The organism is Vibrio kagoshimensis (assembly GCF_050337535.1).
GTDB classification, from domain to species: Bacteria; Pseudomonadota; Gammaproteobacteria; order Enterobacterales; family Vibrionaceae; genus Vibrio; species Vibrio gallaecicus.
This window is the reverse complement of the sequence record NZ_JAKJSZ010000012.1, coordinates 51,095-75,505: the sequence shown is the minus strand read 5'-3', so window position 1 is coordinate 75,505 and position 24,411 is coordinate 51,095. Positions and strand designations below refer to the sequence as shown.

19 protein-coding genes are annotated in these 24,411 nt (G+C 41.0%); 11 read left to right on the top strand and 8 right to left on the bottom strand.

Going from position 1 to position 24,411, the window contains the following annotated elements; all coding sequences use genetic code 11:
• Positions 1–16: 16 nt before the first annotated feature.
• Positions 17–2,107, bottom strand: coding sequence for a DNA helicase IV (gene helD, locus L4C37_RS12885; protein WP_429768914.1), 2,091 nt, complete (start codon positions 2,105–2,107; stop codon positions 17–19).
• 207 nt (positions 2,108–2,314) lie between these two features.
• On the opposite strand from helD, the gene yccS reads away from it, so the two are divergent.
• The 5 genes from yccS (at position 2,315) to L4C37_RS12860 (ending at position 9,819) form a co-directional block, all read left to right on the top strand.
• Positions 2,315–4,453, top strand: a complete 2,139-nt coding sequence (yccS, locus tag L4C37_RS12880) for a YccS family putative transporter (RefSeq protein ID WP_372265420.1) — start codon at positions 2,315–2,317, stop codon at positions 4,451–4,453.
• A 255-nt stretch (positions 4,454–4,708) separates the two neighbouring features.
• The gene (locus L4C37_RS12875) at positions 4,709–4,873 is read left to right on the top strand and encodes a hypothetical protein (protein WP_429768920.1); all 165 of its coding nucleotides are present in this window, start codon (positions 4,709–4,711) and stop codon (positions 4,871–4,873) included.
• A gap of 297 nt (positions 4,874–5,170) precedes the next feature.
• A complete protein-coding gene (locus L4C37_RS12870; protein WP_372265341.1) occupies positions 5,171–5,491 on the top strand; it encodes a hypothetical protein in 321 nt (106 codons plus the stop codon).
• A gap of 224 nt (positions 5,492–5,715) precedes the next feature.
• Positions 5,716–6,975: a hydroxymethylglutaryl-CoA reductase gene (locus tag L4C37_RS12865; RefSeq protein ID WP_429768822.1), complete on the top strand. Its 1,260-nt coding sequence runs from the start codon at positions 5,716–5,718 to the stop codon at positions 6,973–6,975.
• 336 nt (positions 6,976–7,311) lie between these two features.
• The gene (locus L4C37_RS12860; protein ID WP_429768821.1) at positions 7,312–9,819 is read left to right on the top strand and encodes a bifunctional diguanylate cyclase/phosphodiesterase; all 2,508 of its coding nucleotides are present in this window, start codon (positions 7,312–7,314) and stop codon (positions 9,817–9,819) included.
• A gap of 56 nt (positions 9,820–9,875) precedes the next feature.
• Here the strand turns inward: L4C37_RS12860 and L4C37_RS12855 are convergent, their stop codons facing one another.
• Positions 9,876–10,205 carry a 4a-hydroxytetrahydrobiopterin dehydratase gene (locus L4C37_RS12855; protein WP_273294959.1) on the bottom strand — a complete coding sequence of 110 codons (330 nt, stop codon included), beginning with the start codon at positions 10,203–10,205 and terminating at the stop codon, positions 9,876–9,878.
• Complete coding sequence (phhA, locus tag L4C37_RS12850; RefSeq protein WP_137372179.1) at positions 10,195–10,989, bottom strand: phenylalanine 4-monooxygenase; 795 nt, start codon at positions 10,987–10,989, stop codon at positions 10,195–10,197. Before phhA ends, L4C37_RS12855 begins: the two co-directional genes overlap by 11 nt.
• 242 nt (positions 10,990–11,231) lie before the next feature.
• Between phhA and L4C37_RS12845 the strand changes: the two genes are divergently transcribed.
• Positions 11,232–13,271: an acetoacetate--CoA ligase gene (locus tag L4C37_RS12845; RefSeq protein WP_429768820.1), complete on the top strand. Its 2,040-nt coding sequence runs from the start codon at positions 11,232–11,234 to the stop codon at positions 13,269–13,271.
• A gap of 218 nt (positions 13,272–13,489) precedes the next feature.
• The gene (locus L4C37_RS12840) at positions 13,490–14,419 is read left to right on the top strand and encodes a LysR family transcriptional regulator (RefSeq protein ID WP_273294955.1); all 930 of its coding nucleotides are present in this window, start codon (positions 13,490–13,492) and stop codon (positions 14,417–14,419) included.
• Between the two features lie 30 nt (positions 14,420–14,449).
• Here L4C37_RS12840 and L4C37_RS12835 read toward each other — a convergent pair whose 3' ends face one another.
• The 3 genes from L4C37_RS12835 to L4C37_RS12825 form a co-directional block, all read right to left on the bottom strand.
• On the bottom strand, positions 14,450–15,340 hold the full coding sequence (locus L4C37_RS12835; protein ID WP_429768819.1) for a YjjW family glycine radical enzyme activase: 891 nt from the start codon (positions 15,338–15,340) through the stop codon (positions 14,450–14,452).
• A gap of 52 nt (positions 15,341–15,392) precedes the next feature.
• Entirely contained in the window at positions 15,393–16,958 is a 1,566-nt protein-coding gene (locus tag L4C37_RS12830) for a YjjI family glycine radical enzyme (RefSeq protein ID WP_429768818.1), read from the bottom strand.
• Positions 16,959–17,157: 199 nt separating this feature from the next.
• On the bottom strand, positions 17,158–17,757 hold the full coding sequence (locus L4C37_RS12825; RefSeq protein ID WP_273294963.1) for a class I SAM-dependent DNA methyltransferase: 600 nt from the start codon (positions 17,755–17,757) through the stop codon (positions 17,158–17,160).
• 161 nt (positions 17,758–17,918) lie between these two features.
• On the opposite strand from L4C37_RS12825, the gene L4C37_RS12820 reads away from it, so the two are divergent.
• On the top strand, positions 17,919–18,797 hold the full coding sequence (locus L4C37_RS12820; RefSeq protein WP_137372174.1) for a LysR family transcriptional regulator: 879 nt from the start codon (positions 17,919–17,921) through the stop codon (positions 18,795–18,797).
• 178 nt (positions 18,798–18,975) lie between these two features.
• Positions 18,976–19,872 (top strand): cation diffusion facilitator family transporter, encoded by an 897-nt coding sequence (locus tag L4C37_RS12815; RefSeq protein ID WP_273294951.1) that lies wholly within the window; start codon positions 18,976–18,978, stop codon positions 19,870–19,872.
• A 114-nt stretch (positions 19,873–19,986) separates the two neighbouring features.
• On the opposite strand, the gene yddG is transcribed toward L4C37_RS12815, so the two are convergent.
• Positions 19,987–20,916 (bottom strand): aromatic amino acid DMT transporter YddG, encoded by a 930-nt coding sequence (gene yddG / locus L4C37_RS12810; protein WP_429768817.1) that lies wholly within the window; start codon positions 20,914–20,916, stop codon positions 19,987–19,989.
• Between the two features lie 145 nt (positions 20,917–21,061).
• Here yddG and L4C37_RS12805 point away from each other — a divergent pair, with 145 nt between their 5' ends.
• Complete coding sequence (locus L4C37_RS12805; protein ID WP_429768816.1) at positions 21,062–23,224, top strand: sensor domain-containing diguanylate cyclase; 2,163 nt, start codon at positions 21,062–21,064, stop codon at positions 23,222–23,224.
• Between the two features lie 104 nt (positions 23,225–23,328).
• On the opposite strand, the gene yjjG is transcribed toward L4C37_RS12805, so the two are convergent.
• Positions 23,329–24,006 carry a pyrimidine 5'-nucleotidase gene (gene yjjG, locus L4C37_RS12800; RefSeq protein WP_273296679.1) on the bottom strand — a complete coding sequence of 226 codons (678 nt, stop codon included), beginning with the start codon at positions 24,004–24,006 and terminating at the stop codon, positions 23,329–23,331.
• 248 nt (positions 24,007–24,254) lie between these two features.
• Between yjjG and L4C37_RS12795 the strand changes: the two genes are divergently transcribed.
• Positions 24,255–24,398 (top strand): hypothetical protein, encoded by a 144-nt coding sequence (locus L4C37_RS12795; RefSeq protein WP_273296678.1) that lies wholly within the window; start codon positions 24,255–24,257, stop codon positions 24,396–24,398.
• Positions 24,399–24,411 lie beyond the last annotated feature (13 nt).

Here is a 24,411-nt window from a genome sequence, read left to right as displayed (position 1 = left end):
TACATTTATTAAAGCTCTACTTTTTACGAATGATCGGATAATTTTCGCCATGTAGTTCTTGTACAAAGCCAGAACCATCACCATTGTGTGCAATCCAAACCTTTTCTTTTGCACGTGTCATCGCAACATAGAACAGCCTTCTTTCTTCTGCGTATGGGAAAGTATCAGATGACTCCGTTAACGCACCGTCTATATGAAGTTGTTTTTTCTTAGTCGGGAATTGCCCCTCATCGACTGCCAATATAATCACAAAGTCTGCTTCTTTACCTTTACTGCCATGACAAGTCATAAACGTAAGGTTAAGTCCTGTATAGATTTTCTTCCAATCCTCTAATAACTCAGGTTTATGGTAGTGATTACGTCCTAGTAGCAGTACCGATTTTTGAACTTTGTTTTTTGCTTGTGTATGTAGATTATCGAGCGTCTTTTCAACATCTTTACTCGGAATGGTATAAACAGATTTCTGCTTTTGTTGCTTAAAACTATTTAGGGTTTTAGAGAGTTGAGCTGGGTTTTGCTGAACAAACCGATTAGCCACTTCACCTAATTGATTATTAAATCGGTAAGTAGTATCTAGGTGGTGAACAGTAGAACTTTCAAAACGGTCTTTAAAACCTGTCGTTAAATCAACATCAGCGCCTGCAAACTGATAAATAGACTGCCAGTCGTCTCCCACTGCAAAAATAGACGCCTGATGAGATTCTTTTGTTTGCGCACATTGAGTTTGTTTATATAACGCCTCCACAAGCTCAAGTCGATCCGGTGAAATATCTTGATATTCGTCTATCATAATAAACTTCCAAGTCGGGACAAAGCGCCCTTTCGCCACATACTGTGTCGCTCGACTGATCATTGTCGGGAAATCTATATGATTTTGCTCTTTAAGCATTTTTTGCCAAGCTGTGACGCATGGCCAGCAAAGGTTTAACTCGCTATTTAGTCGAGTATAGTCCGCATGGTCAATCAACTCTTGTTGTATCTGTTTTTTCGTCAAACCCGAGGCATTCAATTGATCGAGTTGATTTTCTAACCAATTGATCAGTTTAGGATTAGAAGCATGGCTACCGAGTTCATCATCACCAGTTAGGTAGGCGATTGGCCACTTAGATAAATGTTTTTGCCAACGCTTAAAGTTTGTTGGCGTCATCCAGTGCTTTTTAAGCCAATCAATACACCAAGCTTGGCGCTGATTATTATCTAAAGCTAATGGAGAAATGACCACAGGTTCATTTTCTACGTGGTTCAGTATTTTCAACCCAAGCTGATGAAACGTGTTCACTTGAACTTGTTCTGCTGACATGCCTATTTTGGTGTCTAACCTTTGCTTCATCTCTTGAGCGGCTTCTCGACCAAATGCCAGAAGTAGCATTTCCTCAGCTTGAGCTTGGTGGCTCTGTAACAAGTAAGCCACTCGCGCAGTCAGCACACTGGTTTTCCCCGAACCAGCTCCTGCCAAAATCAGATTATGGTCATCGTTCATCAGAACTGCATATTGCTGTGATAAATTCAAAGGGGAAGATTCACATTGTGCGAACAAGACTTCCCAATTAGCTCTTTCCGTGTCTAACCACTTCTGATTACGCTCAGACTGCATATTCTCAGTATCAGTGAGCCAAGGTAATAGACGGGAAACGCGCTTCGGCATACGCTGAGCGGCTTCCTCTAATGTCATCGTCATGGTATCTAACTGAGTGGTGACTAAATCGACCCATTTATTTACTTTAGAATGAGATAAAAAAGCGGGTAGCTGCTCTAAATGTGCCAGTGCCGCTTCCCACTCTGGTAGATTCGTGATCAATTGCTCACACTGCGTATCATGCCAATGCTGATAAGCTGAGATTGCAGTTCGGGCGAATTTACGGCACATATCCCAAGGTAACCCTTGTACCAACCAGCTCTGTTGCTTTCCATCTACTTCATGAGCAAAAAACTGCAACGATCCCCAAAATAATCCACGGCGTAATGCCACTTTTCCATTCCAAACGGTGAAAGGAATTCGCTCTTCACTACCAATAGATGACAATAACAGGCGCTGCCCGTTGAGTTCCACTTGATGATATTCATTTTGGATGAAAAACTGGGCAGTCTTATTCGCGCGAAGTTGTATTGAAGCGTGCTGCATTGGGAAGTGCTCTTAAAATTCTGAATGAGTGTTTTATATCATGATGTTCTTGGAAATAATAATACTCGACTGCTTATCGATGAAATCATGACCACCTGATAACAAAACTGTACATGTATCAAATCCTAACGGTTGATTTCTGCTAGGATTGTGTTTTCCCTATATCAATGAATTGCCGTGAAATTACCCGCTATGCTGCGCCTCTATTGGGCAAACAAAACCATTAATTACAGCGTTCTAATCCTCATTACTCTTTTAGGTGTGGTGATCCCTGCATGGTATTTTGAGCAAAACACACTAATTACTCCGCTAATTCTAGGTGTCATTGCAGCAGCCTTAGCAGAAAGTGACGACAGTTTCACCGGTCGCTTAAAAGCGCTGACCCTCACCTTCATATGTTTCGCGATCGCCGCATTTTCTATTGAACTACTCTTCAATACTCCCCTATTTTTCGCATTAGGTTTATTTGTTTCTACTTTCTCATTCATCATGCTCGGGGCGATAGGTCCCAAATATGCGAGTATTGCTTTCGGATCTCTACTCGTGGCTATTTATGCAATGCTAGGCGCACATGAGAGCACCAATATATGGTTCCAACCTTTGCTGCTTCTTTCCGGTGCAGCTTGGTACTATTTCATGTCGATGGTGTGGCAAATCATCTGGCCAATGCAACCGGTACAGCAAAACTTAGCCACAGTCTTTGACCAAATTGGCACCTACATGCAATCCAAGGCAGAACTGTTTTATCCTGTCGCCAATTTAACGCCTCAACCTCATCGCATCATAGAAGCTAAACACAACGCCAGTACGGTCAATGCTCTTAATACTTGCAAAGCTACACTGCTCAACCGATCTAAACGAGGTCATGTAGACGGTCCCAGTGACCGCTTTCTTAATACCTACTTTATTGCGCAAGACATCCATGAAAGAGTCAGTTCAAGCCATTACTTATATCAAGATCTCGCTAAGCATTTTGAACGTTCGGATGTTCTATTTCGCTTCAAGTATCTCCTAGAGACACAAGCTCGCGCATGTCGAGAAGTTGCCGCATCTTTAAAAGTGGGCAACGAATACCAACATGGTGATAAATCCACCCTAGCATTAGATGAGCTGCAATTTTCATTAGCTCACCTTAAAGAACAAAATAAACCTGAATGGAAAATACTACTCAGCCAACTGGGCTATTTATTTAATAATTTAGCGACCGTAGAAAAGCAGCTATCGAACATCAGCAACCCTGACGCAGAGAAGTTAGAAGAAGGTACTCTAGACGATACGAATCCTCACACGCTCAAAGCGATGTGGCATAAAATAAAAGCAAACTTAAATAAAGATTCCATGCTCTTTAGGCATGCCATCAGAATGTCATTAGCGCTGACTTTAGGCTACGGAATCATTCAAGGCTTTGAGATTGAACGTGGCTACTGGATTCTCTTAACCACACTATTTGTTTGCCAACCAAACTATAGTGCTACACGGCAAAAGCTTACTGCTCGTGTGATTGGAACCTTAGCAGGGTTACTTATTGGAGTGCCACTGCTAACTTTCTTCCCTTCACAAGAAAGTCAGCTTGTTTTCATTGTCGTAAGTGGCGTGATGTTCTTTGCTTTCCGCATCAATAACTACGGGTTTGCAACGGGGTTTATCACCTTATTAGTTTTATTCTGTTTCAATCAACTAGGGGAAGGCTATGCGGTGGTACTGCCAAGGCTAGCTGATACCTTGATTGGCTGTGCGCTTGCAGTTTTAGCTGTAATGTTTGTATTACCTGACTGGCAATCAAAACGCTTGCACAAAGTAATGGCTGACGCATTGGATTCTAATAAAGTTTATCTCGGGCAAATCATTGGCCAGTACCGAGTGGGTAAAAAAGATAACCTGAATTATAGAATTGCTCGTCGGGGTGCTCATAACTGCGATGCTAATTTAACATCCGCTATCAGTAGTATGTTAGTCGAACCCGGGAAATACCGAATGGCTGCAGATGAAAGCTTCCGTTTTCTAACCCTAAATCATGCCCTACTCAGTTATATTTCTGCACTTGGTGCGCATAGAACTCGCATTGATGATGAATCGACTCATAAACTGGTGCTTGATGCTCACCGCGTTATTCACCTTCATCTAGACGCGCTACATAAGCAACTTCACGCCCACCGAGAGGAATGTGAGATCAGCAGCTTTTTTGACCCAGAATTAGAGAAACGGCTCAATGAGTGGCGAGAAGAAGATGAAAGTGACGTTCGTATGGTGCTTCAACAGCTGCACCTCATTTATCGAATGCTGCCCGAGTTACATTCTCTTGCGACCAAATTTGCCGTTCGAGTAAAATAGCTTCGCAATTTACATCAGCTTCACTTATGTACTATTTCCGATGTAACTAAGTGAAGCTGCAACTCTTTTTGTATTTAACAATACCGCTAACAACTGCCCATTCAGATTGACCTACTCTTAACCTAGCCTGACAATTCTCGGACAAAAAACAACCACCTAAATTTATAGTTGTATAAAAGCAAAACAAAAAGTCTGTTCCGCAATTTTTTGCAGATTCGACTTGTTACATCCCACAAGAATTAAAACGTAAGGCTTATGATGAATACACAACAATTTGAAAACTTTAAACAACAGATACAACAGCTCACACCACAACAGCTTAGAATGCTACAAGGTGAAATTCACGGTTCGATTGAAGAGCCTAAAAAAGACTTACTCACAGATGAAGAACGCAATGTCATCGCAACCTTGTTTAACTAACCTAGAACTCCAATTTCGACAAGACTAAGCACTAAGCACTAAGCACTAAGCACTAAGCACTAAACACTAAACACTAAACACTAAACAAAACTATAAAAATACGATACACAATGAAGCCATAGCAGTGGCTCTCCCTCCAGAAAGCCTTTTTACACAAGCTATCTCATGAAAAACATGGGCATAAACATAAAAATGTAGTTCTCACCAACAAATTTAAGCACTAGATATACGATCTAGCTTGCGTACATTTATTCACCAAACTAAAATTACTAAGTACATTTATTTTCTAGGGTATATATGTCGATTTCAGGTATTCAATCTGGCTACCAAATGATTCAGCAATCTTCACAGATGGCTGAAGAAGCCGCGGTTGAAATAAACCAAGCATCTCAACGTGAAGCCCAACTCAATAATCCACAACAAAATGACTTAGCTTTTAACCAAGTTGAAGCACCGCAACCAAACCAAGTAACCGAAGCTAAACCATCAGAGCCTATTCCTTCCCACTCAGATGCAATGATGAAACTAACCCAGAGCTCTAACTACAACAGAATTGGGGCGAGTGTCGTTGAGCGCAACAATGAAATGATCGGTAGCTTACTCGACATTCATATTTAAAACCCCTGCTCATTATTCATTCATTTACCCTACCCATTTAGCAACCTAAACCATCAAATACTCCCCTTTAAACCGATTAGTTTTATAAATAATCGCTCTCAAGTTCGACGATAAAAAGCTCAAAGAACAGATTAAGTTCAACAAACTGTAACTCATTATATCCAACTCTTGTTTCTGAGATTTTACTCGGTAAAATCATCGAAAATTATTGACCTTGTACCACTATGCCAAAACTCAATCTGCATCGCCGTGACTATGTCTCTATCTTAGGGGGCGATATTTCAGCAGAAGACTTAGCAAAAAAGCTTGAACCTCATTTTGAAAAACCAACAAACAAACTGACACCAAGCCCATACCTAACAGAAAAAAACCTTGAACGTCGCTGGGATAAACTCAGTAACACCCAAGCACAAGCCGAGCTTCTCGATAGCCATACTCAAAACCAATTTCAGGTTTATGAGAAAAACATTGAGCATTTTATTGGTACCGTCAAAGTTCCTGTTGGTATTGCTGGTCCACTAAGAGTAAATGGCTTATTTTCTGAAGGGGATTACCTTGTGCCACTAGCAACCACTGAAGCAGCCTTGGTTGCTTCGTACAATCGTGGTTCAAAGCTTTTAACCGCATGTGGTGGAGCAAGCGCAATGCTGCTTAATGAAGGGGTGACACGAACACCAGGTTTTGCATTTAAAGGGTTGGTAGAAGCAGGACAATTCGTTGCTTGGGCAGTAACTCAATATCAAACGTTTAAAGATATTGCTGAGTCAACCACCTCCCATGGCAAGCTTACAGACATCAATATTAATATTGAAGGTAACCACGTTTACTTAGTTTTTGAGTTTTTAACGGGAGATGCATCTGGTCAAAACATGGTGACTATTGCCACTAATGCCGTGTTTGAATTCATTATAGAAAATACTCCAGTAACTCCAGATCATGCTTTCTTAGATGGTAATCTATCTGGAGATAAAAAAGCGAATACGCAAACTTTACGCAGTGTCCGTGGCAAGAAAGTCACCGCTGAAGTGAATATTCCAGCCGAACTGGTTCAAAAGTATTTGCATACGACGCCTAAAAAGATGGTTCAATTCGGTCAAATGACCACAGTAGGCGGAGCATTAAGTGGCACAATTGGTATTAATGCACACTATGCAAATGCCTTAGCTGCCCTTTATATAGCTTGTGGTCAAGATGCCGCTTGTGTTGCCGAATCAGCCATTGGAATGACTCGCATGGAGTTGAACAATGAAGGTGGTTTATACGCGAGCGTGACTTTACCTAACTTAATGCTAGGGACAGTGGGTGGTGGTACTTCTCTGCCTAGTCAAAAAGCCTGCTTAGACTTAATGGAGTTACATGGTAACGGTAAATCACAAGCCTTAGCTGAAGTTTGCGCTGCATTGTGTTTAGCTGGGGAGCTTTCCATTGTCGGAGCCTTCTGTGCGGGACACTTTTCAAGAGCTCACCATAAATTAGCACGATAAGAGTACAGTAGTTAACATGCCTATCCAGCAATAAGGATAGGCTTGATAGCTGTACTTCATAAGCTCTATCTTTCATTATTAGTCATTTACATTTCCGCTCAACCACAATCTCCAACATTCATAAATCGGCTATCACTGGCTCATGGCTTCTTCGTGGTGCCCCACTCAAGATAGATAAGTAGGTGGGTAGGTAGCTAAACACCTAAAAATAAGCACTTTAAAGGATAAGCACTTTATTCTGACCACAAATCATACAACGACCATCTTTAGTAACAATTATCATTTGCAATTAACTTTCTTATCACTATTATGATTTCAGTTCTATAAAGTGGAGTTATGGATGTGCTTCGTTTCATTAATCAAAAGATGAACCGTATAATTTGGTCTATTGGTATTCTTACCGCTATCGCGAGCTTCCTTACCATTGGGTTTTATGAATCTCGACGGTTACACGACCAACTCGATAGACAGTTCAACAATAAGATTAAAGCATTAAATGCATCTTTCGAAGATCTCTCCGAATTAATGTACTCCACTCGTGCATTTCTCCTCCATGCCAACAACCCCAGCCAGGAACAATTTCAATATTTTCTTGATCAAAAAACGGGCATCGACTCAGCAATTCAATCCGTAATTTGGGCTCCAAGCGTCATATCTCAAAATATTGAATCCCTAGAGCAAGAAGCAGCCCAACAAGGCTTACTCGGATATGCTGTTTTAACTCGTGAAGCTAATGACCCTGCTTTTATTGATTGTGTAGAAAACACTGATAACACGTTTTTTCCTGCACTTTATGTTTCCCCTAAATTTGAAGGTAGTGATTACTTAGGTAGCCCAGTTGCGGGAAATTGTGAACAACTCCAAGCCATGCATCGTGCCGCTAAAAACAATCAAATTGTTGCCGCTCCTTTCATACAAGATGGTTTCATCGGAAGCCGCTTATTTCTTCCCGTTATTTTAGAATCACAGGAGCTGACAGGTTTTGTGGTTTCGCATATCTTTTTCTATGAATTTTTAGGGAAAGCATGGAAAGACGAAGTTAACGCTCAATCATTCAACATTAATGTTTTCCAAGCGGATGATTCTTCTTCCGTTCCTATTTTTGAATCCCACATAAATAGCCGATTTAAAAAAGTTACAGGTCTTGAGCAAGAAGTATCACGTTCCAAAGAGTTATATATTTCAACCTTAGATACCGCTTGGAAGATACAAGTCTCACAACTAGACAATAGCCATAGCACATTTCTTTATGGTGGATTTTGCGTTTTTCTCATCGCTTTACTGACTTATTCCGTAGCTTGGGGAGCTCGCTTTTATTCTAATCGTTTAGCCATTTCAAATAAGCTTGTAGAAGACAAAACTCGTTCTATTGAGCAGCAAGCCATTCGTGATGACCTCACTAATCTATATAACCGACAAGCACTAAATTTGCACCTAACTCATAAAGTCGCCAGTTTAAAAACGCACCCTGAAAATGGGTTCGCGGTGTTATTCATCGACTTAGACCGTTTTAAAGTCATTAATGACTCTATGGGACACTTGGTGGGTGACAACGTCTTGCAACAAGTTGCTTTGAGGCTAACGGAAAGTACACGGCTCGGCGATAAGTGTTATCGATTTGGAGGAGATGAATTTGTTGTTTGCCTGTACAACAATGTTGACCCTGAATCTCTTGGAATGATTGCAAAACGCTATAATGAATTGCTTGCTCAGCCCTACAATATCCAAGGGCGTACTTGCCATGTGGGTGCAAGTATTGGTATCTCTATGGTCAATGAACCTTGTCATTCTGTCGCGCAAATTTTACGTGAAGCCGATACCGCCATGTATAAAGCTAAGCGTTCAGCTAATGACCGAATTGTTTTTTTCGACGATACGATGTTTATTCAAGCCAAGCAAAGGTTCACCTTAGAGCAAGAATTGACACAAGCAGTGGCGTTACAACAACTGTTCCTCGCTTATCAACCCATCTATTGCCAAAAAACACACGCCATTACTGGTGTTGAAGCTTTACTGCGCTGGACCCATAAAGACTATGGACCCATTTCACCTGCAGACTTTATTCCAATTGCCGAGGAAACTGGGCTGATTATAAAAATTGGAGATTGGGTGGTAAAAAGAGCCTGCCGAACACTCGAACAGTTATGGCTAAATCCTTTGGTTAAGCATGTTCCTCGGATTAATATCAATGTCTCGGCAAAACAGTTTGAATCCAACCATATACTGCATACGCTACAAGCTGTTCTGGAACACGCCAGTTTTCCCCCTCAACTACTGGGAGTCGAGATAACCGAATCACTGCTGCTGAGCAATTCTGAGTGCACAGTAAGAGCTCTGAAACAAATCAAAGAACTGGGTATTTCGATTTACCTTGATGATTTTGGATCCGGCTACTCCTCGCTTGCAGTGCTGTGTGATTACCCCATTGATATACTCAAAATGGATAAAAGTTTCATCGATAACATCGACAGCCCTGATTGTAAGTCAGCCAAGCTATGTAAAGCGATCATAAACATGGCTCATACGATTTCCTTACCAGTGGTTGCTGAAGGCGTAGAAACAAAGTCTCAATTAGCGACACTCGCTGACTATCAATGTGACTATATTCAAGGTTACTTAAAGTCTAAACCCGTGAGCGTTTGTGTTCTCACGGATTTGCTTGAAACTCACAACTTCAAGCAGAGCATTGAAACTCATAAAGTTATCAAACCAGCAGAACCAAATAACACGTTAGAGTCGAACAAAAGTATGGAATCTAATACGCTTAAAACTGATACGTTCAAAGCCAATAGCCTTGAGGTTGAGGTTGAGGTTGAGGATAATAAAGCTAAAAAAATAGCCTAAAAGGAACACCTTTAGGCTAAGTGTTATTTACAATTAAAGTCGTGAACTAAAAGGTTCTAAGCCAACGAATCACACTTTGAGGCACAAATAAAATCATTACGATGCAAACCTTTAATCGAATGGCTCCACCATGTAACAGTGACTTGCCCCCACTCCAACAATATTGATGGGTGATGGAATTCGTCTTCAGCAAGTTCTGCGACTTTATTTGAAAATGCCCATGCGAGCTTGAAGTTTTTAAACTTATATACTTTTTCTAGCTGCGGAATGCCTTCTCTTTCTAGCATTTCCCATCCAGTCAATTCTGTGAACAACAATCTGCGATCTTCAGCAGATAAAGCTTGAGCGTCTGTACTGCAGGCTTCGCAACGTAATTCATCCAGCATGTGTAACTTCCTTTCGTTCAAAAAGTGGTGTGAATAAGCCCAATTCCATAGCATTATGGACTTGTGCCATTAAATCCATTTGGCTCAATTGATAGAGTTCTTTGATATCACCTAACTCGAAATAAGTGGGTTGCATAATATCGATTCGGTAAGGCGTTCTTAATACGTTCTCAACATTAAATGGTTGATGCAGTTGTTCAGGGTTGCCTAAAGCATAAATGGTTTCCCCAGGTGAAGAGAGTATTCCACCGCCGTAAATCTTGGTTTGTCCTTTTTCTTTTACTAAACCAAATTCAACCGTAAACCAATATAACCTTGCTAAATAAGCCCTTTCCTTGCTACTTGCTTTCTGCCCGAGTTGCCCGTATTTGTGAGTAAATGATGCAAAATCAGGGTGAGTCAGCATTGCGCAATGCCCGAAAACCTCATGGAAAAAATCAGGTTCTTGAAGATAATCAAACTCTTCCCTACTTCGTAAAAAAGTCGCGACGGGGAATTTTTTATTCGCCAATAAATCAAAAAATCGATCGAAATTAATCAAAGCAGGCACAGGTTCAACACTCCAACCCGTTTCTCTTTGTAATACTGCATTAATTTCAGGTAACTGCGGTACCCTATCTATTGAAAGATTTAGCGTGTCTAAACCATCCAAATAGGCTTGGCAGGCTTTATCATTAACCTTGTCTAATTGGCGAACAACTAAATCATGCCAAATTCGATCTTCTTCCTTGCTCCAATCGACGATTCCAGCTTCATCAACAGGCTTGGAATGATATTGAGTCATCACCCCTTCTCCTTTGTAAAAATTGCCATTTAGTTAACAACTTATTTACATTAAGCCTACCCACTTGATGCTTCACTGCCAATAATACGAGTAAAATCAGCACGCCACCCTATGTAACAAATAATTTACATTTTCACTTTTTTACCTTATTAATCAACTGAATGTTTTATCGCCTATTTTTTGACAAGTGGCTCGTGTGCCACAAAAATAACTCAATGGAATTCGTAAAAAATGAGGGAACTATGTCGATCCAACAACCGATCTGGACACCAACAACAGAGCGCATTAAAAGCTCGAACATCCAGCGTTTTATTGAGCGAATCTGCCATCACCATGCAGACATCACTAATTTCACGCAACTTCATGATTGGTCAATAAAAAACGACGCTGTCTTTTGGGAAGAGACCTGGGATTTTTGCAATATAAAGGGTGCTCAAGGGCATACCATCAAAGCCGCGGGCAAAGCTAAATGGCAAGAGTTTGTCGGCGCTAGAGACACTCAATGGTTTCCACAAGCAAAACTCAACTACGCTGAAAACTTGCTCGAATATACAACTCAATACCCAAACGAACTAGCCGTCATTTTCTCAAATGAAAGGGGCGAAAACAGCTCAATCACTTGGCAACAGCTTTACGAACAAGTCTCGTCTGTACAGCAATGGTTACGCACTCAAGGTGTTAAACAAGGTGACACTGTTGCTGGCTATTTACCGCACTTAACGGAAACGTTAATTGCTATGTTGGCAACGACAAGTCTTGGCGCGGTATGGACCTCAACATCGCCAGATTTCGGAGTTGAAAGTGTTGTAGAGCGCTTTAGCCAAGTTAAACCTAAAGTTCTATTCTATTGTGATGGCTATTCATTCAACGGTAAGCATCATTCTATGGCGAGTAAAAATCATCAAATATCCACTCGCTTACCCAGTTTAATTCGATGCGTAGAAGTTCAATATCAAGCAAGTCCAAATTCCGAGTCGCTTTCAGGTTCAGGTAGCCTACCGGCACAACAACCAGATGAAAAAGTCACTTCTGAAGTAACGCCTCTTTTATGGAAAAAGATGGTCAGGTCTTTTGAGCCCACTAACATAGAATTTAAGCGTATTGGTTTTAATGAACCGTTATTCGTTCTTTACTCGTCAGGCACCACAGGAAAACCAAAGTGCATTGTCCACTCTGTTGGTGGTACCACACTTAATCACCTAAAAGAACATCAACTTCATAGTGATATCAAGCCTCAAGATCGCGTGTTTTATTACACAACCTGTGGTTGGATGATGTGGAATTGGCACGTTTCAGCTTTAGCAAGCGGGGCCACCCTTGTCATTTATGATGGCAGCCCAATGTACCCATCACCCAGTGTTTTATGGGAGTTAGCCGAACAACAGCAAGTCACGCTATTCGGCACATCCGCGAAATACTTAGAAGCACTACAAAAAGCGCATTACATTCCCACTTCAGCTCATAACCTACATCATCTAAAAACCCTTTGTTCCACCGGTTCTGTTCTGTACCCAGAGCAGTTTGATTTTGTTTATCAGAATATAAAACGCGATCTGCATTTGGCTTCAATTTCAGGTGGGACAGATATCTGTGGCTGCTTTGTCTTAGGCAATCCTATAAGCCCTGTTTTTCGAGGTGAATGTCAAAGCAGTGCTCTTGGTTTAGATATTCAAGCAATTGATGAACAAGGCAGCCCACTTAGTAATCAGAGAGGTGAGCTAGCATGCTTGAACAGTTTTCCAAATCAGCCCATCGGCTTTTGGGGAGATAATGGCGAAAAATATCATGCTAGCTATTGGGATAAGTTTGAGGGGATTTGGCACCATGGAGATGATGTTTTACCAACCGAAAATCAAGGCATGATCTTTTTTGGTCGCAGCGACACCACTTTAAACCCAGGTGGAGTAAGAATTGGCACTGGAGAAATTTATCAGCAAGTTAATGCGATGGACGAAATCGTCGATTCAATCGCGGTAGGATTACAGCAAGGCACAGATGAAGTGATCGTACTATTTGTGCAAACCACTGGAAAACAAAAACTCACCGACGAACTTGTCAACACTATCAAAACCCTGCTTCGAAAGCGCTGTTCACCAAGGCATGTACCAAGGCTTGTTCTCCCGCTGTCTGATATACCGAAAACTAAATCGGGCAAACTTGTCGAACTAGCCGTAAAACAGATCATTCATGGTCAGACGGTCAAAAACATAGGGGCAATTGCAAACCCAACCGCCCTAGATGAAGTGCAGCGAGTCTTTGAACAAGCGGTATCTCTGACTTAACAAGGCAAGACAAGACATGTCATCAAGCAAGGAAGAACAAGAGTAAAGCTATAGACTTTATTGCTTGGTGCCTTTAAGCCTTATTAACTGCTATTCAAGAGAAATAGCAATAGCCATTTTACTGAAATTAAACAACTATTTTATAATTTATGTGCCCAATTTATTTTGGGCACACGTATAATGCACCCACTACAAAAATAATCACCTTTGAGCCTTCAATGGATTACCTACACCTTTCTCGTGTCAGTTTAAAGCACCTCACTGCTTTGCATATAATGCTTAATACTCATAGCGTCACTCAAACTGCAGAACAGCTTTGTGTTAGTCCATCAAGTGTGAGTAAAACGCTTTCTCAACTTCGTGAAATCTTGAGTGACGACTTATTTTACCGAGATGGCACCAAGCTCATTCCAACGCCCTTCGCCATCAAAATAGCCCCGACTATCCATGCTATTCTTTCTAGCATGAATGGGCTTTTACACCAGCAGAATTTTTGCCCCTCTGAATACAAAGGCAGTTTTTCACTTTCCATGCGTGAAAGTACTTTTGAAGTGTTTGCTTCAACGATCAGTCATATCACAACCGAGCTAGCGCCCAGCGCCACGCTTAACATTTATTCAAAACAGCAACTAGGATTTGATGCTCTATTAAGCGGGAAAGTGAATTGTATTCTTTTACCTCACGATATTTCACAACCCCCAACCGAAAACAAAGATCTTATCTGGAAGACAATTTGTGAAGATGAAATGATTTGTTTGATGAACGCTACCCATCCACTCGCAGATAAACCTTTGACCATAGATGGATACCTGAACCATAAGCATATTGGGATCTTAGAAAACGAGCTGACACAGCCATACTTTGAGCAAAATTTAGTGCAGCAGTACAAGCCACGAGATATTGCGATTAATGTAGCGGATTTTGGAGCAGCTGCGGTGCTTTGCCACCACACCCCATTCTTGTTTACCTGCTCAAAAGCTTGGTCAAACAGCGCCCTGCAAGCCAAAGGGCTGATCAGTAAGCCTTTGCCGTTCGATTACGGGAAAGTTGCGTACAGCCTTGTATGGAACAAACCTAATATGAACGACCCTGCAATTAAGTGGCTATGTGAGCAATTTCTAGTGTCGTGTAATAAGGCTAGTTCATGATTTAAGCAGGTTTAGATCGAAAAACAACAATTACGTATACACATCAGGAGTGAGCATAGGTCGCTGAACAATAAGATGCAGCTTATCGTGGAAAGTTTCCATTTGTTCTCGGCTGCATTTTGACCACTGCAAAGCTTGCCCTACTACACCGTGGTGCTGAAATGCATTTAAACGAATTTGAACCGAGCTAGACAGAGCTTTTAGATATTGCCCGACCTGTTCCACTTCTGAGTCTAAATCGCTCTTGTTTGGAATATGTAGTAACCGCACTTCGTGTAATTTGTTTGTCTCGTTCAAAAAACGAATTGTTTCAAAGACCCGGTGATTCCCTCGTCCAACAAGCCATTGATGGGTCTCTTCTTGCCAGGATTTTAGGTCAATCATCGCCCCATCTAGGTAAGGCAAGACTCTTTCCCACCCCGAAATAGGCAATGAGCCATTACTATCAATAAAGCAAGTCAAATGCGCGAGCTGCGGGTCTTCTTTTATCTCTCTAAACAGCTCGATAATAAAGGGCAACTGTAGAGTAGCTTCCCCACCCGAGATAGTAATGCCACTTAAAAAGAACTGATTTTTTTGTATTTCAGCCATCACATCAGACACTGTCATTGTTGTAATCTTCGGGCTGGATTTATAGCTGCAAATATCAATACATTGATCGCAATGAGTGCATGCTGCCACGTTCCAAATGACTTTACCTGAGGCGTCTTTTTGCAACGCATTACTTGGGCATGCTGATACGCAATCACCGCAGTGGTTACAGTGATTAATAGTGTGGGGGTTGTGGCATGTGATGCAATCAAAGTTACATCCTTGGAGGAAAAGGACTAGCCTGTTACCAGGCCCGTCAACACAAGAAAAGGTCAGCACACGGCTGACCTTCGCTTGTTTTTCTGTCTTATTATTATAAACCCTAGCCATGAGTTGTTAGATCAGAAATTGGTTAAACGTATTCACTGGAAATACCTTTTATTTATTCGTAAACGGGTGACACTTCTAAACTGGCGACACGAGGTTTTCTTTCTAGGATACCGGTATTTTTAGCCGCTTCTGCTCCCAAGAAAGTCGTATTTGTTCGAGAACCTTCATCATCAAATTTTGCAATGTCAGACAGCTTGACCATATAGCCCGTCACACGGACTAAATCATTAGATGCAACATTTGCGGTAAATTCACGGTAACCAGCTTGAATCGCACCTTTACACAAGTTAAACATCGCTTCGGGGTTTGATTTAACGGTTTCATCAATAGTTAAGATGTCACTGATGCCTGAAGTATAAAATTTATGATGCCCAGCAGTTGCACGAACATAAGAGACGGGATCAGGTTCTGTCCCATAAGGGATTCTCACACCCGGAGTCACTTCTTTATCTAAACTGATACCGCCTTGAGCATGCAGTAAAGCCTTTCCAGCTAAGCCATACTTCACATCTGACATTTCAACAATCTCAGCAAGCTTTTCTGAAATGCGATGACCTAACTGATTCGATTCATCATCCAAGCCATAAGCGCCCTGCTTTGCTTCTTTTTCTAGCAAAATATTCACCGCTTCTGCCATGCCATATATACCAAACATAGGCGCAAAACGGCTTTCTTCAATAAGCCCTTCTTTAGCTAAAAAGCCTTCGAAGAAATGAGAGTCTTCATGTAAGAAAGTACATCGCGCATTCATGAGTTCAACCATGATACGGCTATATGCAGGTAAAACCTGATTAAGAAAATCAACTCTATCGGCTGATTTGAGAGCAACTTCTTTCAAGTTCATACGAACTAAAGTATTAGAACCCCCGGCAAGAGGCAGAGAATTGTAGCAACTTACAATGCCAAATTTCTTATCACCGTACGCTTTAGCATGAAGCGGATAATTGGCAATGTGAGGCTTACTGCATTCACAAATGTTTGAGGTCGCTTGGCGCAGCAAATCATCAGGTGTAATTGCTGGGTCATACATGAAAGTTAAATTAGGAGCAATTTGCTTCAGCTCAGCATCGACACGTAGGATAGTTCGACAAACAATATTGTCGGCTGGGCCAATATTCACATGCATAAATGCATCTGGCAGCGTTCTATCCAGCATTATCCAAAACAGCTTCAATTTTTGATAAATTTGTTCATCGGTTAAATCACCGACAAATGGCATCAAAACGTCATCGAGTTGACCTAAGTAAACTGGAATAGACGTTACCGATGGCACATGGTGATAAATGATGGTCAGCATGTTCAATGCTTCATCAAAATTGGTCGCCGCACTAAGTTCTAAATACTCTGAGCCTTGATACAAGTATTTGGAATAATCCGGTAAGACATAGCGCGGCTTAAATGGGGCATGGCCTTCAAACATGTCGCACAACACACCTTCATCTAAAGCTGATTTCACCTCATCGCTCACCTCAACATAGGGTAAGCTTGCTTCAGCTTCCAACGCTAGATAGCTCGATTTCTGTTTTGGAGACAAACTCATATCAGAAATAATATCGCTGAATCGTTGTTGCTGTTTAGTAAGAGTAGAAAGCGGTACAGCAGAAGATTGTTGACTCATGAATAAACCCTTTTACCTAGAAAGAGATACGTTATGGGCTTATTTTAGGTGGTGAAATGCCTTTCCACTAATGAAATATAACAAAGGGTACATTTCCATAATGGAAATATACCCTTTGTGGTAATATGTTTATCAATATCTATCAGGTGAGCGTATGTTGAGAACTTTCAGAGCCCACTATCACGCACTCATTTTATTGTCATAAATTGGGTAATGAAGACTTTTTACCGACACCCATTAATACCGAGAAAGTACCTTTAGGTGTATCAATTGAAAATGGTATAGACACTTCAACAGAAGAAAAGCCAGCCGCTAATAATACGCTTTCAGAGCGCTCTATCGTCAAACCAAACTCTTCATCGTCACTTTCAACACACCAATCCCAGTGGATAAATGAACCGTCTTCTTCAAGCAATGTGTAAATTAAACTTACTGTATCTTGTAAGTTCGGAACAAAGCCACACACTGAAGAAGCGACAACCACATCAAATTGATGTCTAAATGCAGGGTGCTGAGCAGCTAAACCACGGGAAAGATAATCCACAACAGGCTCAACATTCTCTAGCTCTTTTTTATCCAGTTCTTCAATCATTGCTTCAGAGATATCCATCGCGATGATCTCTTTTGCTAAAGGGGATACTTTTTGGCTGAGTAACCCAGTACCACAACCAAAATCAAGAACACGAGTTCCCTCTAGATCAACCAACTGCGTAAGCTGTTCAAAAACTGATTGTGCGAACACGCCTGTTGTTTGGTCTTTTTCCCAATTAGGTGCGTATTCGTCCCATTCATTCGCCATCATGGCCTCCATCGTTACTTCTTGTAGATTCGGAACTTCATCAGAGTAAACTAAATCCATCAATTCGTCATAGACTTATCACTCAATGATGGACTAATTCTAAGATAGTCAGCACAATATTCGTATTATGTCTCACGAACTCAATCCCACTCGGAAGTGAAATGAACCTCTCTCAAATTCAAGCATTCTGTTCAATAGCCGATTTAGGCTCAGTTTCAGAAGCTGCTCGCCAGCTAGAATGTAACCGAACCAAGTTAAGCATGTCGATCAAAGCACTTGAAAAAGACTTAGACGTTGAGTTGTTTATTCGAAGTGGTAACCACGTAGAGTTATCCGAGGCGGGTAAAGCCATCTATAAAGATTGTGAGGGCATGCTTGCTATTGCAGCTCGAATCAAACAAACATGTTCACAAGCTTCTGCCGAATTTAATGCGGAGATTTGGATAGCCAGAGATGATTCCCTCCCAGATGAAATGTGGCAAGATTTGTCTCACACATTAAACAGCCGTTACCCTTCAACTTCATTTAACTTTGTACTGGCTTCTAGCGGTGATCTCGCCAACCTCGTTGAAACTCAGCAAGTCGATTTCGCTTTCGGAGTCGACTACGAACGAGTTGATGACCCCAAAATGATCTATAACCCACTTGGTAAAATTCGCATGATGTCAGTGTGTAATAAAGAACACCCTCTCAGTGCTATGCGCCGAGTATCGGACGAAGATCTGCGAAATGCTATGCAAGCCACTATGGTGTATTTGAACGAGAAAGATAACCCAGAACTGGAACCGTTTTCACGTCGCTACATCGGATTTTCTAGCTTTGACTACATGTTAGATACCATTCTTCGTGATGATGCGTGGGGCGTATTACCTGAACCTTTAATTCGCCACCTTCTTCGCCAGCAAAAACTGGCGGTGATCAAACATACCTACGGTCTTGATCAAGAAGATTACTGCATGTTTATTGCAGCAGGTATGACAGAACATCCGGGGATGAGTTGGCTTGCGGATAAACTCAGCGATTACTTATTTGACTTCTAGATTGGACACAAATCAGTCACAGTCAAATATATTGACAGGTAAAATAATCACTAACACATTGAAATTATTAGAATAAGAATAAATATCAATTCTTTAACCTATCTAACACACAGATAAAGTTTGTAAAACCACGCTGTTCTGAGAACAATGAAGTTATCAAGAGCATCAGGAAAACATCATGTGTGACAGGAAAAGCCAAAACGAAAACCGTGTCTTAATCTTCTCAGCCCTTTTAGCTTCTGGCTTTGCTGGCGGTGGGTTGATATTAGGGTTAATGGTTGGCTCTCTGGTCATTGTATTTGATGGTGTCTATTCATTAATCAGTTTACTGTTAACTTTATTGTCACTAGCTGCTTCTCGCTATATTAATCGCCCTTCACAATCTGAATTCCCTTTCGGTAAAGCAATTATTGAACCTATAGTCATCGCGATTAAAGCCATTGTGATTTTACTGGTTGTCGGCTATTCGCTCTACTCGGCAATAGAAGCATTATTTACAGGTGGCCGTGAAGTGGACGCTTCAATCGCAACCTTGTTCGGAGTAGTAAACGTTATTGGCTGCAGCTATGCATGGTGGTATATCGCACGTAAGAGTCGCCACTTTTCTTCAGGTCTCATTGAAGCTGAATCTAAACAATGGCAGATGGATACACTATTAAGCGTGGCAGTCACGGCTGGTTTTGTAATGGCTTGGGGGATGACATGGTCACCACTTGCTGGGTATGCAGTTTATGCCGACCCAATGATGATGTTGTTGATGTCTTTTTACTTCATCAAAGTTCCATTCGACATGCTGAAAGAAGCCATGCGTGAATTGTTAATGATGTCTGCGACACAAGAGATTTGTGACAAAGTAGACCAAAACGTGAATGCAGTAGATAAAGAAGCGGACCAAGGTTTAGAACTCACTGGCGTTACAAAAGTCGGGCAAGAGCTTCGTATCAATGTGGATGTTCACTCTGATAACTCCCATACCATTGCAGTCGATGATTTAGAACGCACTCGACGCAAATTAAAGCGCAGATTATCTAAACTCCCGTATGAGCTGCAATTAAACTTGAACATCGCGAGTTAATATAATCTTTATTGCGAGATAATCAGCATCGCAAGCTAATACACCTTTATAGATGCCTTCTGCTATGTAATCACCATTGAATCGGTATCAACATAGTAGAAGGTCATTCGATAGCTAACCTTCTACTTTTTCAATTTGACCAACAGCTTCGCTGGATCCCGCTTTCTCTCTCGTTACCCACCAGCAGGCTATCGAACCGATTGTCACCATCACCACACCCTGCCAAAAAGTGGTACTCAACGTTAGTCCCAAAATCAGAGACGAAAACAGGGTCGAAAAAATTGGAGTGAAATAAGACATCGTTGCCAATAGCACCATGTTCCCACCTAGAATCGCCATATTCCAAAGAGCGTATCCCGCTCCCATCACAACGCCCGCTAAGAACAAATCAAGACTTGCCCCTAGAGTGTATGTCATGCCAGTTTCATTACTTAATGCGTATTGAATCCATAAAGTCACAGCCGTGGCAATAAAGAATAAAGTGATCGCATTTTCACCATTGGCTACTTTTTGTGTGTAGTTGCAGTAAATTGCCCAAATTATCGAACCGAAAAACGCCATGGAATAAGTCGCAGGGTTTGTCGCAATATTCGCGCTAATCTGACTGACCGATAAACCTTGATCGCCACTAATGCTCCATGCCACACCGAAAAAGGCAAGCACGATACTAGGATAGACTAAAAGGTTGGTTTTCTGCTTACTCAAAATAACAGCGACTAATACGGTCATCGCTGGCCATAAGTAATTAATAACCGCCATTTCAATAGCCTGATGACGGCTATTTGCCATACCTAATGCCAGTGATAAGAAGATTTCATAACAAACGAATAGTGCACCACCAATAAATAGGTATGACTTTGAAAACTTCGACAGTTTAGGAATACCCATAATAAGTACGAGCAGAATTGAACTCACAGTATAAAGCGAGGCAGCACCACCAATGGGACCTAACTGTTCAGAGACGCTACGTGAAAGCGCCATTAAGCAACTCCATAGTAAAATTGCTATACAGCCATATAAGCTATACCGATGAGTATGTAACATAAACTTCCTTTCCTAAGTAAAACCACTGCAATAGGTTATGAATTCAGATGATGATACCGAGCTGATTACAAATTGATACATTTTACTTTAAAGACTTAACAATACTTCGTACAATATAAAGACTTAACTTTAGGTATCTGTCTCCATGAATTATGCAAAGAGCTTTACTCACTATTTGGATGTTCGATTAATTAATGTAATCGAAGCTCCTAGCCCAAATGATATTATGATCATTAGGCAAGAGATCGAAGACGCTGCTATTCGTTTAGATGAAACCATTCCAAGTGCCGTTAAATTCTTTATTCATGGCTTCTTGATGCTTAAGCAAGGTCGACTTCAAGAGTCACTTGTGCAATTAGCTGAGGCAAAACACAAGTCTGCCGCATCTCCATCTATCGCGCTCAAATACTATATTGATTATGGTGTCGGTATTGCTCTGGTTCGCGCGGGTAATTACGCAGAAGCTATTGTAGCGCTGACTCAAGCGACTGAGTGCACCTACCTTGACAACATAAAGTTAGCCGCTCGTATATACGGCAATCTTGGTTACATCTTTCTAGAAACGCATGATTACTCTAAAGCCCACTCCTACTGTGAACTATCTTGGGAAACTTGTGATCAAAACGAAAATATTGCGACCAAGCCTATCCTGACGAATTTAGCTTACAGCAATACTAAGTTAGGTAGATATGACATAGCTGAGCAGCAATTCGCCCAGTACCGTCAACATTTAAGCCAAAATCCTAATTTACTTGGCAGTTTCTTCTATGGTAACGCCTACGGTGCACATCTTGAGATCTTAGGGGAGATTGATGAATCACTCGAACAATTCAAGGTGGCAATTGATAGTGCTGAAAAGTTAAATGACAACATTTACCTGCTAGATTCATTGCACGAATACTGCCGCTGTGCTTCTAAGCATCAACGTTTTGATGTCATACACTCGTACCTATCAAAAGCGATTTCACTCGCTTATGAGTATGGAAGCGCAAACTTAATGCGAGACTTTGCAGAGATACTAAAAGCAGTGGGTCGTAGAACTGATGACCTAACACAACGTTGTGACATTTATGAACATGCGATTGAATTACAATCGAAAGCACTGTTAATACACACTGAAAATATTAACGAATCTATTTCTCAGTTATACCAACTGCATTCTGAGCGACCAAAACTTGAAGACGCACAGTCACTTGCTAAGAACCTTAAGCTTATCTCTTCATTTGGCGAGTATTTAGGGTCGCATAATAACCTCACCGATATGGTTTTCCGCTTAAATACCGACCTAGGCAAAATCATGGATGTGGACTGTTTAGCACTGGGCCTTTATAACGAGGAAAAGAAGCAGATTCAATACAACCAGTTCATCGACTTAGGTGAACTCCTTGAGCCATTCACAATCAATTGTGATGATGAATCAACCCTAAGTACTTATTGTATTAACAATAAAAAGTCTTTCGTTCATGGTCATTTTTCACCTGCCGTTTTGCAGAACTTACTGAATGGGAAACCAACTGAGAATGCTTTTGTTGGTACAACTGAAGAAGACTACCCTTCAATCATGATGATCCCACTGGTGCTTGATGACAAAACTCTTGGTGTATTGACGATACAAAGTCACCTTCGCCACGCTTACCAAGATTATCATGTGTCTTTAATTAAACACTTGTGCTCTTACATCGCGGTGGATTTGCAAAATAAACAGCACAAAAAACAGTTAGAAGAACAGAAAAAAGAACTCAATAATCTTGTCAATTTAGATCCTCTTACTGGTTTATATAACCGTGTTTCACTTGCATCCTCTATCAAGAATTTACAAGAGTGCGAAAGAACATCGAACCAGCTTGCTGTACTGCTGATTGATATCGACTATTACAAGCAATTTAATGATAGTTATGGTCATATTCGAGGAGATGAAGTACTGCTGGCTTTAGCTCACCTACTACGCACTACGTTTTCAAGTGAAATATGTAAAGTCTTTCGATATGGAGGGGACGAGTTTTTGATTCTTACGGAGTGTTTAAAGCTTCAAGAAATAGAAAAGAAAATAAGTCAGCTTCAGGCTGAATTACACAGCCTCAACATTGAACATAATTCATCAAAATGTAGTGATCGAATTACTCTATCTATTGGCGGTGCAAGGTTTGAAAGTGACTTTAAAAACACCCTACTCGATTCAGAGCTAATTCAGCGAGCAGACGAGGCTCTATATAGCGTCAAAGCCAAAGGGAGAAACGGTGTTCTTATTAAAAAAATCACGCCTAACTCGGCTAAAATAACTTCGCTGCCTACCATCCCCTTTATATAAAGGCTTGGGAATTAAAGGGCAGGTTCAAGACCCGCCCTCTTACATCACTCAAACCAATAATTTATCTAATCTACCTCACAGCCATAAATGTTTAGCCAGTTTAATCAGCTCTTCACCAGTAACTGTTGTAGTTCTTTTAAAGAAGAAACCTGATAGTGAGGCGTTACACCTTCTGGCGTTTCTTTTTGGTTTACATTCAGCCAACAAGTTTCAATGCCAAAATCTATACCGCCTAAAATATCGGAATGTGGGTTATCTCCAACCATTAGCATTTTGGCTTTATCTGGTGAGCCAATCATCTTATGTGTGTGGTCAAAAATACCAAAATCAGGCTTAGCAATACCTACCTCTTCTGAAATCACTACATGCTTGAAGTAGTCTGTCATCCCAGTGCGCTCTAAACGAATTGCCTGAAGCTCTGTAAAACCATTGGTTATGATGCCCATGTTTACTTTACCATGCAGCGCATTCATTAACTCTTTTGCTCCAGGTAACAATGTACAGATATCCGCCATCGCTTCTAAAAACGCACTGTTTAGTGTTGCAGTCGTGGTTTCAAGCTTTTCAGCCCAAGACACAAAACGGGTATGCTTCAATTCTTCTGCAGTAATACGACCGTCTTGATAATCAACCCACAAAGGCAAATTAACTTTTTGGTATTCAGCAAACTCTGATTTGCCAAACTCTATACCAAAGCGTGAAAACATCAGCGCCAAACCTTTAAAAGAGTCAAAGTGAAACAAGGTCTCATCCGCGTCAAAGAAAATCCAATCGTATTTCATAAATCATTCCTAATTTTTTGGCGCAACTCTAAACACATTTTCAAGATTCGTAAAACTAAATCGGATATGCACCACCTTTAGTTAAAGTTAATCATTGATGCTGTGATCTTGTTAGTAATTATGAAACATAATTGAGCTAGCCAAGAAAGCTATGATGCGCCGCAAAGCCTTCTTAATTTGAGCACACTACCATAGCGACAAGCCTAAGTATTATCACTCAACTTTCTATTACTTACAGTGGAGGTTTTATGAAGCACTTCTTACCATCATCCGTCATGCTGACCCCTTTTTTAGTTAAATACTACGATGAAGAACCTGAAGGAAACTCAGAACTTTCATCTGATGAAGATCAAAACGAGAATAATGAAGCACTTGAGACCACTGATAAATAACTATTGAAAAGAA

What these genes read in the sequence shown, in the direction of transcription:
- yjjG (WP_273296679.1), bottom strand. Translation starts at nt 24,006, where the DNA reads ATGAAATACGATTGGATTTTCTTTGACGCGGATGAGACCTTGTTTCAC.
- L4C37_RS12795 (WP_273296678.1), top strand. Translation starts at nt 24,255, where the DNA reads ATGAAGCACTTCTTACCATCATCCGTCATGCTGACCCCTTTTTTAGTT.
- L4C37_RS12815 (WP_273294951.1), top strand. Translation starts at nt 18,976, where the DNA reads ATGTGTGACAGGAAAAGCCAAAACGAAAACCGTGTCTTAATCTTCTCA.
- L4C37_RS12830 (WP_429768818.1), bottom strand. Translation starts at nt 16,958, where the DNA reads ATGAGTCAACAATCTTCTGCTGTACCGCTTTCTACTCTTACTAAACAG.
- L4C37_RS12855 (WP_273294959.1), bottom strand. Translation starts at nt 10,205, where the DNA reads ATGCTGGATGAATTACGTTGCGAAGCCTGCAGTACAGACGCTCAAGCT.
- phhA (WP_137372179.1), bottom strand. Translation starts at nt 10,989, where the DNA reads ATGACTCAATATCATTCCAAGCCTGTTGATGAAGCTGGAATCGTCGAT.
- L4C37_RS12875 (WP_429768920.1), top strand. Translation starts at nt 4,709, where the DNA reads ATGATGAATACACAACAATTTGAAAACTTTAAACAACAGATACAACAG.
- L4C37_RS12860 (WP_429768821.1), top strand. Translation starts at nt 7,312, where the DNA reads ATGGATGTGCTTCGTTTCATTAATCAAAAGATGAACCGTATAATTTGG.
- L4C37_RS12840 (WP_273294955.1), top strand. Translation starts at nt 13,490, where the DNA reads ATGGATTACCTACACCTTTCTCGTGTCAGTTTAAAGCACCTCACTGCT.
- L4C37_RS12865 (WP_429768822.1), top strand. Translation starts at nt 5,716, where the DNA reads ATGCCAAAACTCAATCTGCATCGCCGTGACTATGTCTCTATCTTAGGG.
- L4C37_RS12835 (WP_429768819.1), bottom strand. Translation starts at nt 15,340, where the DNA reads ATGGCTAGGGTTTATAATAATAAGACAGAAAAACAAGCGAAGGTCAGC.
- L4C37_RS12845 (WP_429768820.1), top strand. Translation starts at nt 11,232, where the DNA reads ATGTCGATCCAACAACCGATCTGGACACCAACAACAGAGCGCATTAAA.
- L4C37_RS12870 (WP_372265341.1), top strand. Translation starts at nt 5,171, where the DNA reads ATGTCGATTTCAGGTATTCAATCTGGCTACCAAATGATTCAGCAATCT.
- yccS (WP_372265420.1), top strand. Translation starts at nt 2,315, where the DNA reads ATGCTGCGCCTCTATTGGGCAAACAAAACCATTAATTACAGCGTTCTA.
- yddG (WP_429768817.1), bottom strand. Translation starts at nt 20,916, where the DNA reads ATGTTACATACTCATCGGTATAGCTTATATGGCTGTATAGCAATTTTA.
- L4C37_RS12825 (WP_273294963.1), bottom strand. Translation starts at nt 17,757, where the DNA reads ATGGCGAATGAATGGGACGAATACGCACCTAATTGGGAAAAAGACCAA.
- L4C37_RS12805 (WP_429768816.1), top strand. Translation starts at nt 21,062, where the DNA reads ATGAATTATGCAAAGAGCTTTACTCACTATTTGGATGTTCGATTAATT.
- L4C37_RS12820 (WP_137372174.1), top strand. Translation starts at nt 17,919, where the DNA reads ATGAACCTCTCTCAAATTCAAGCATTCTGTTCAATAGCCGATTTAGGC.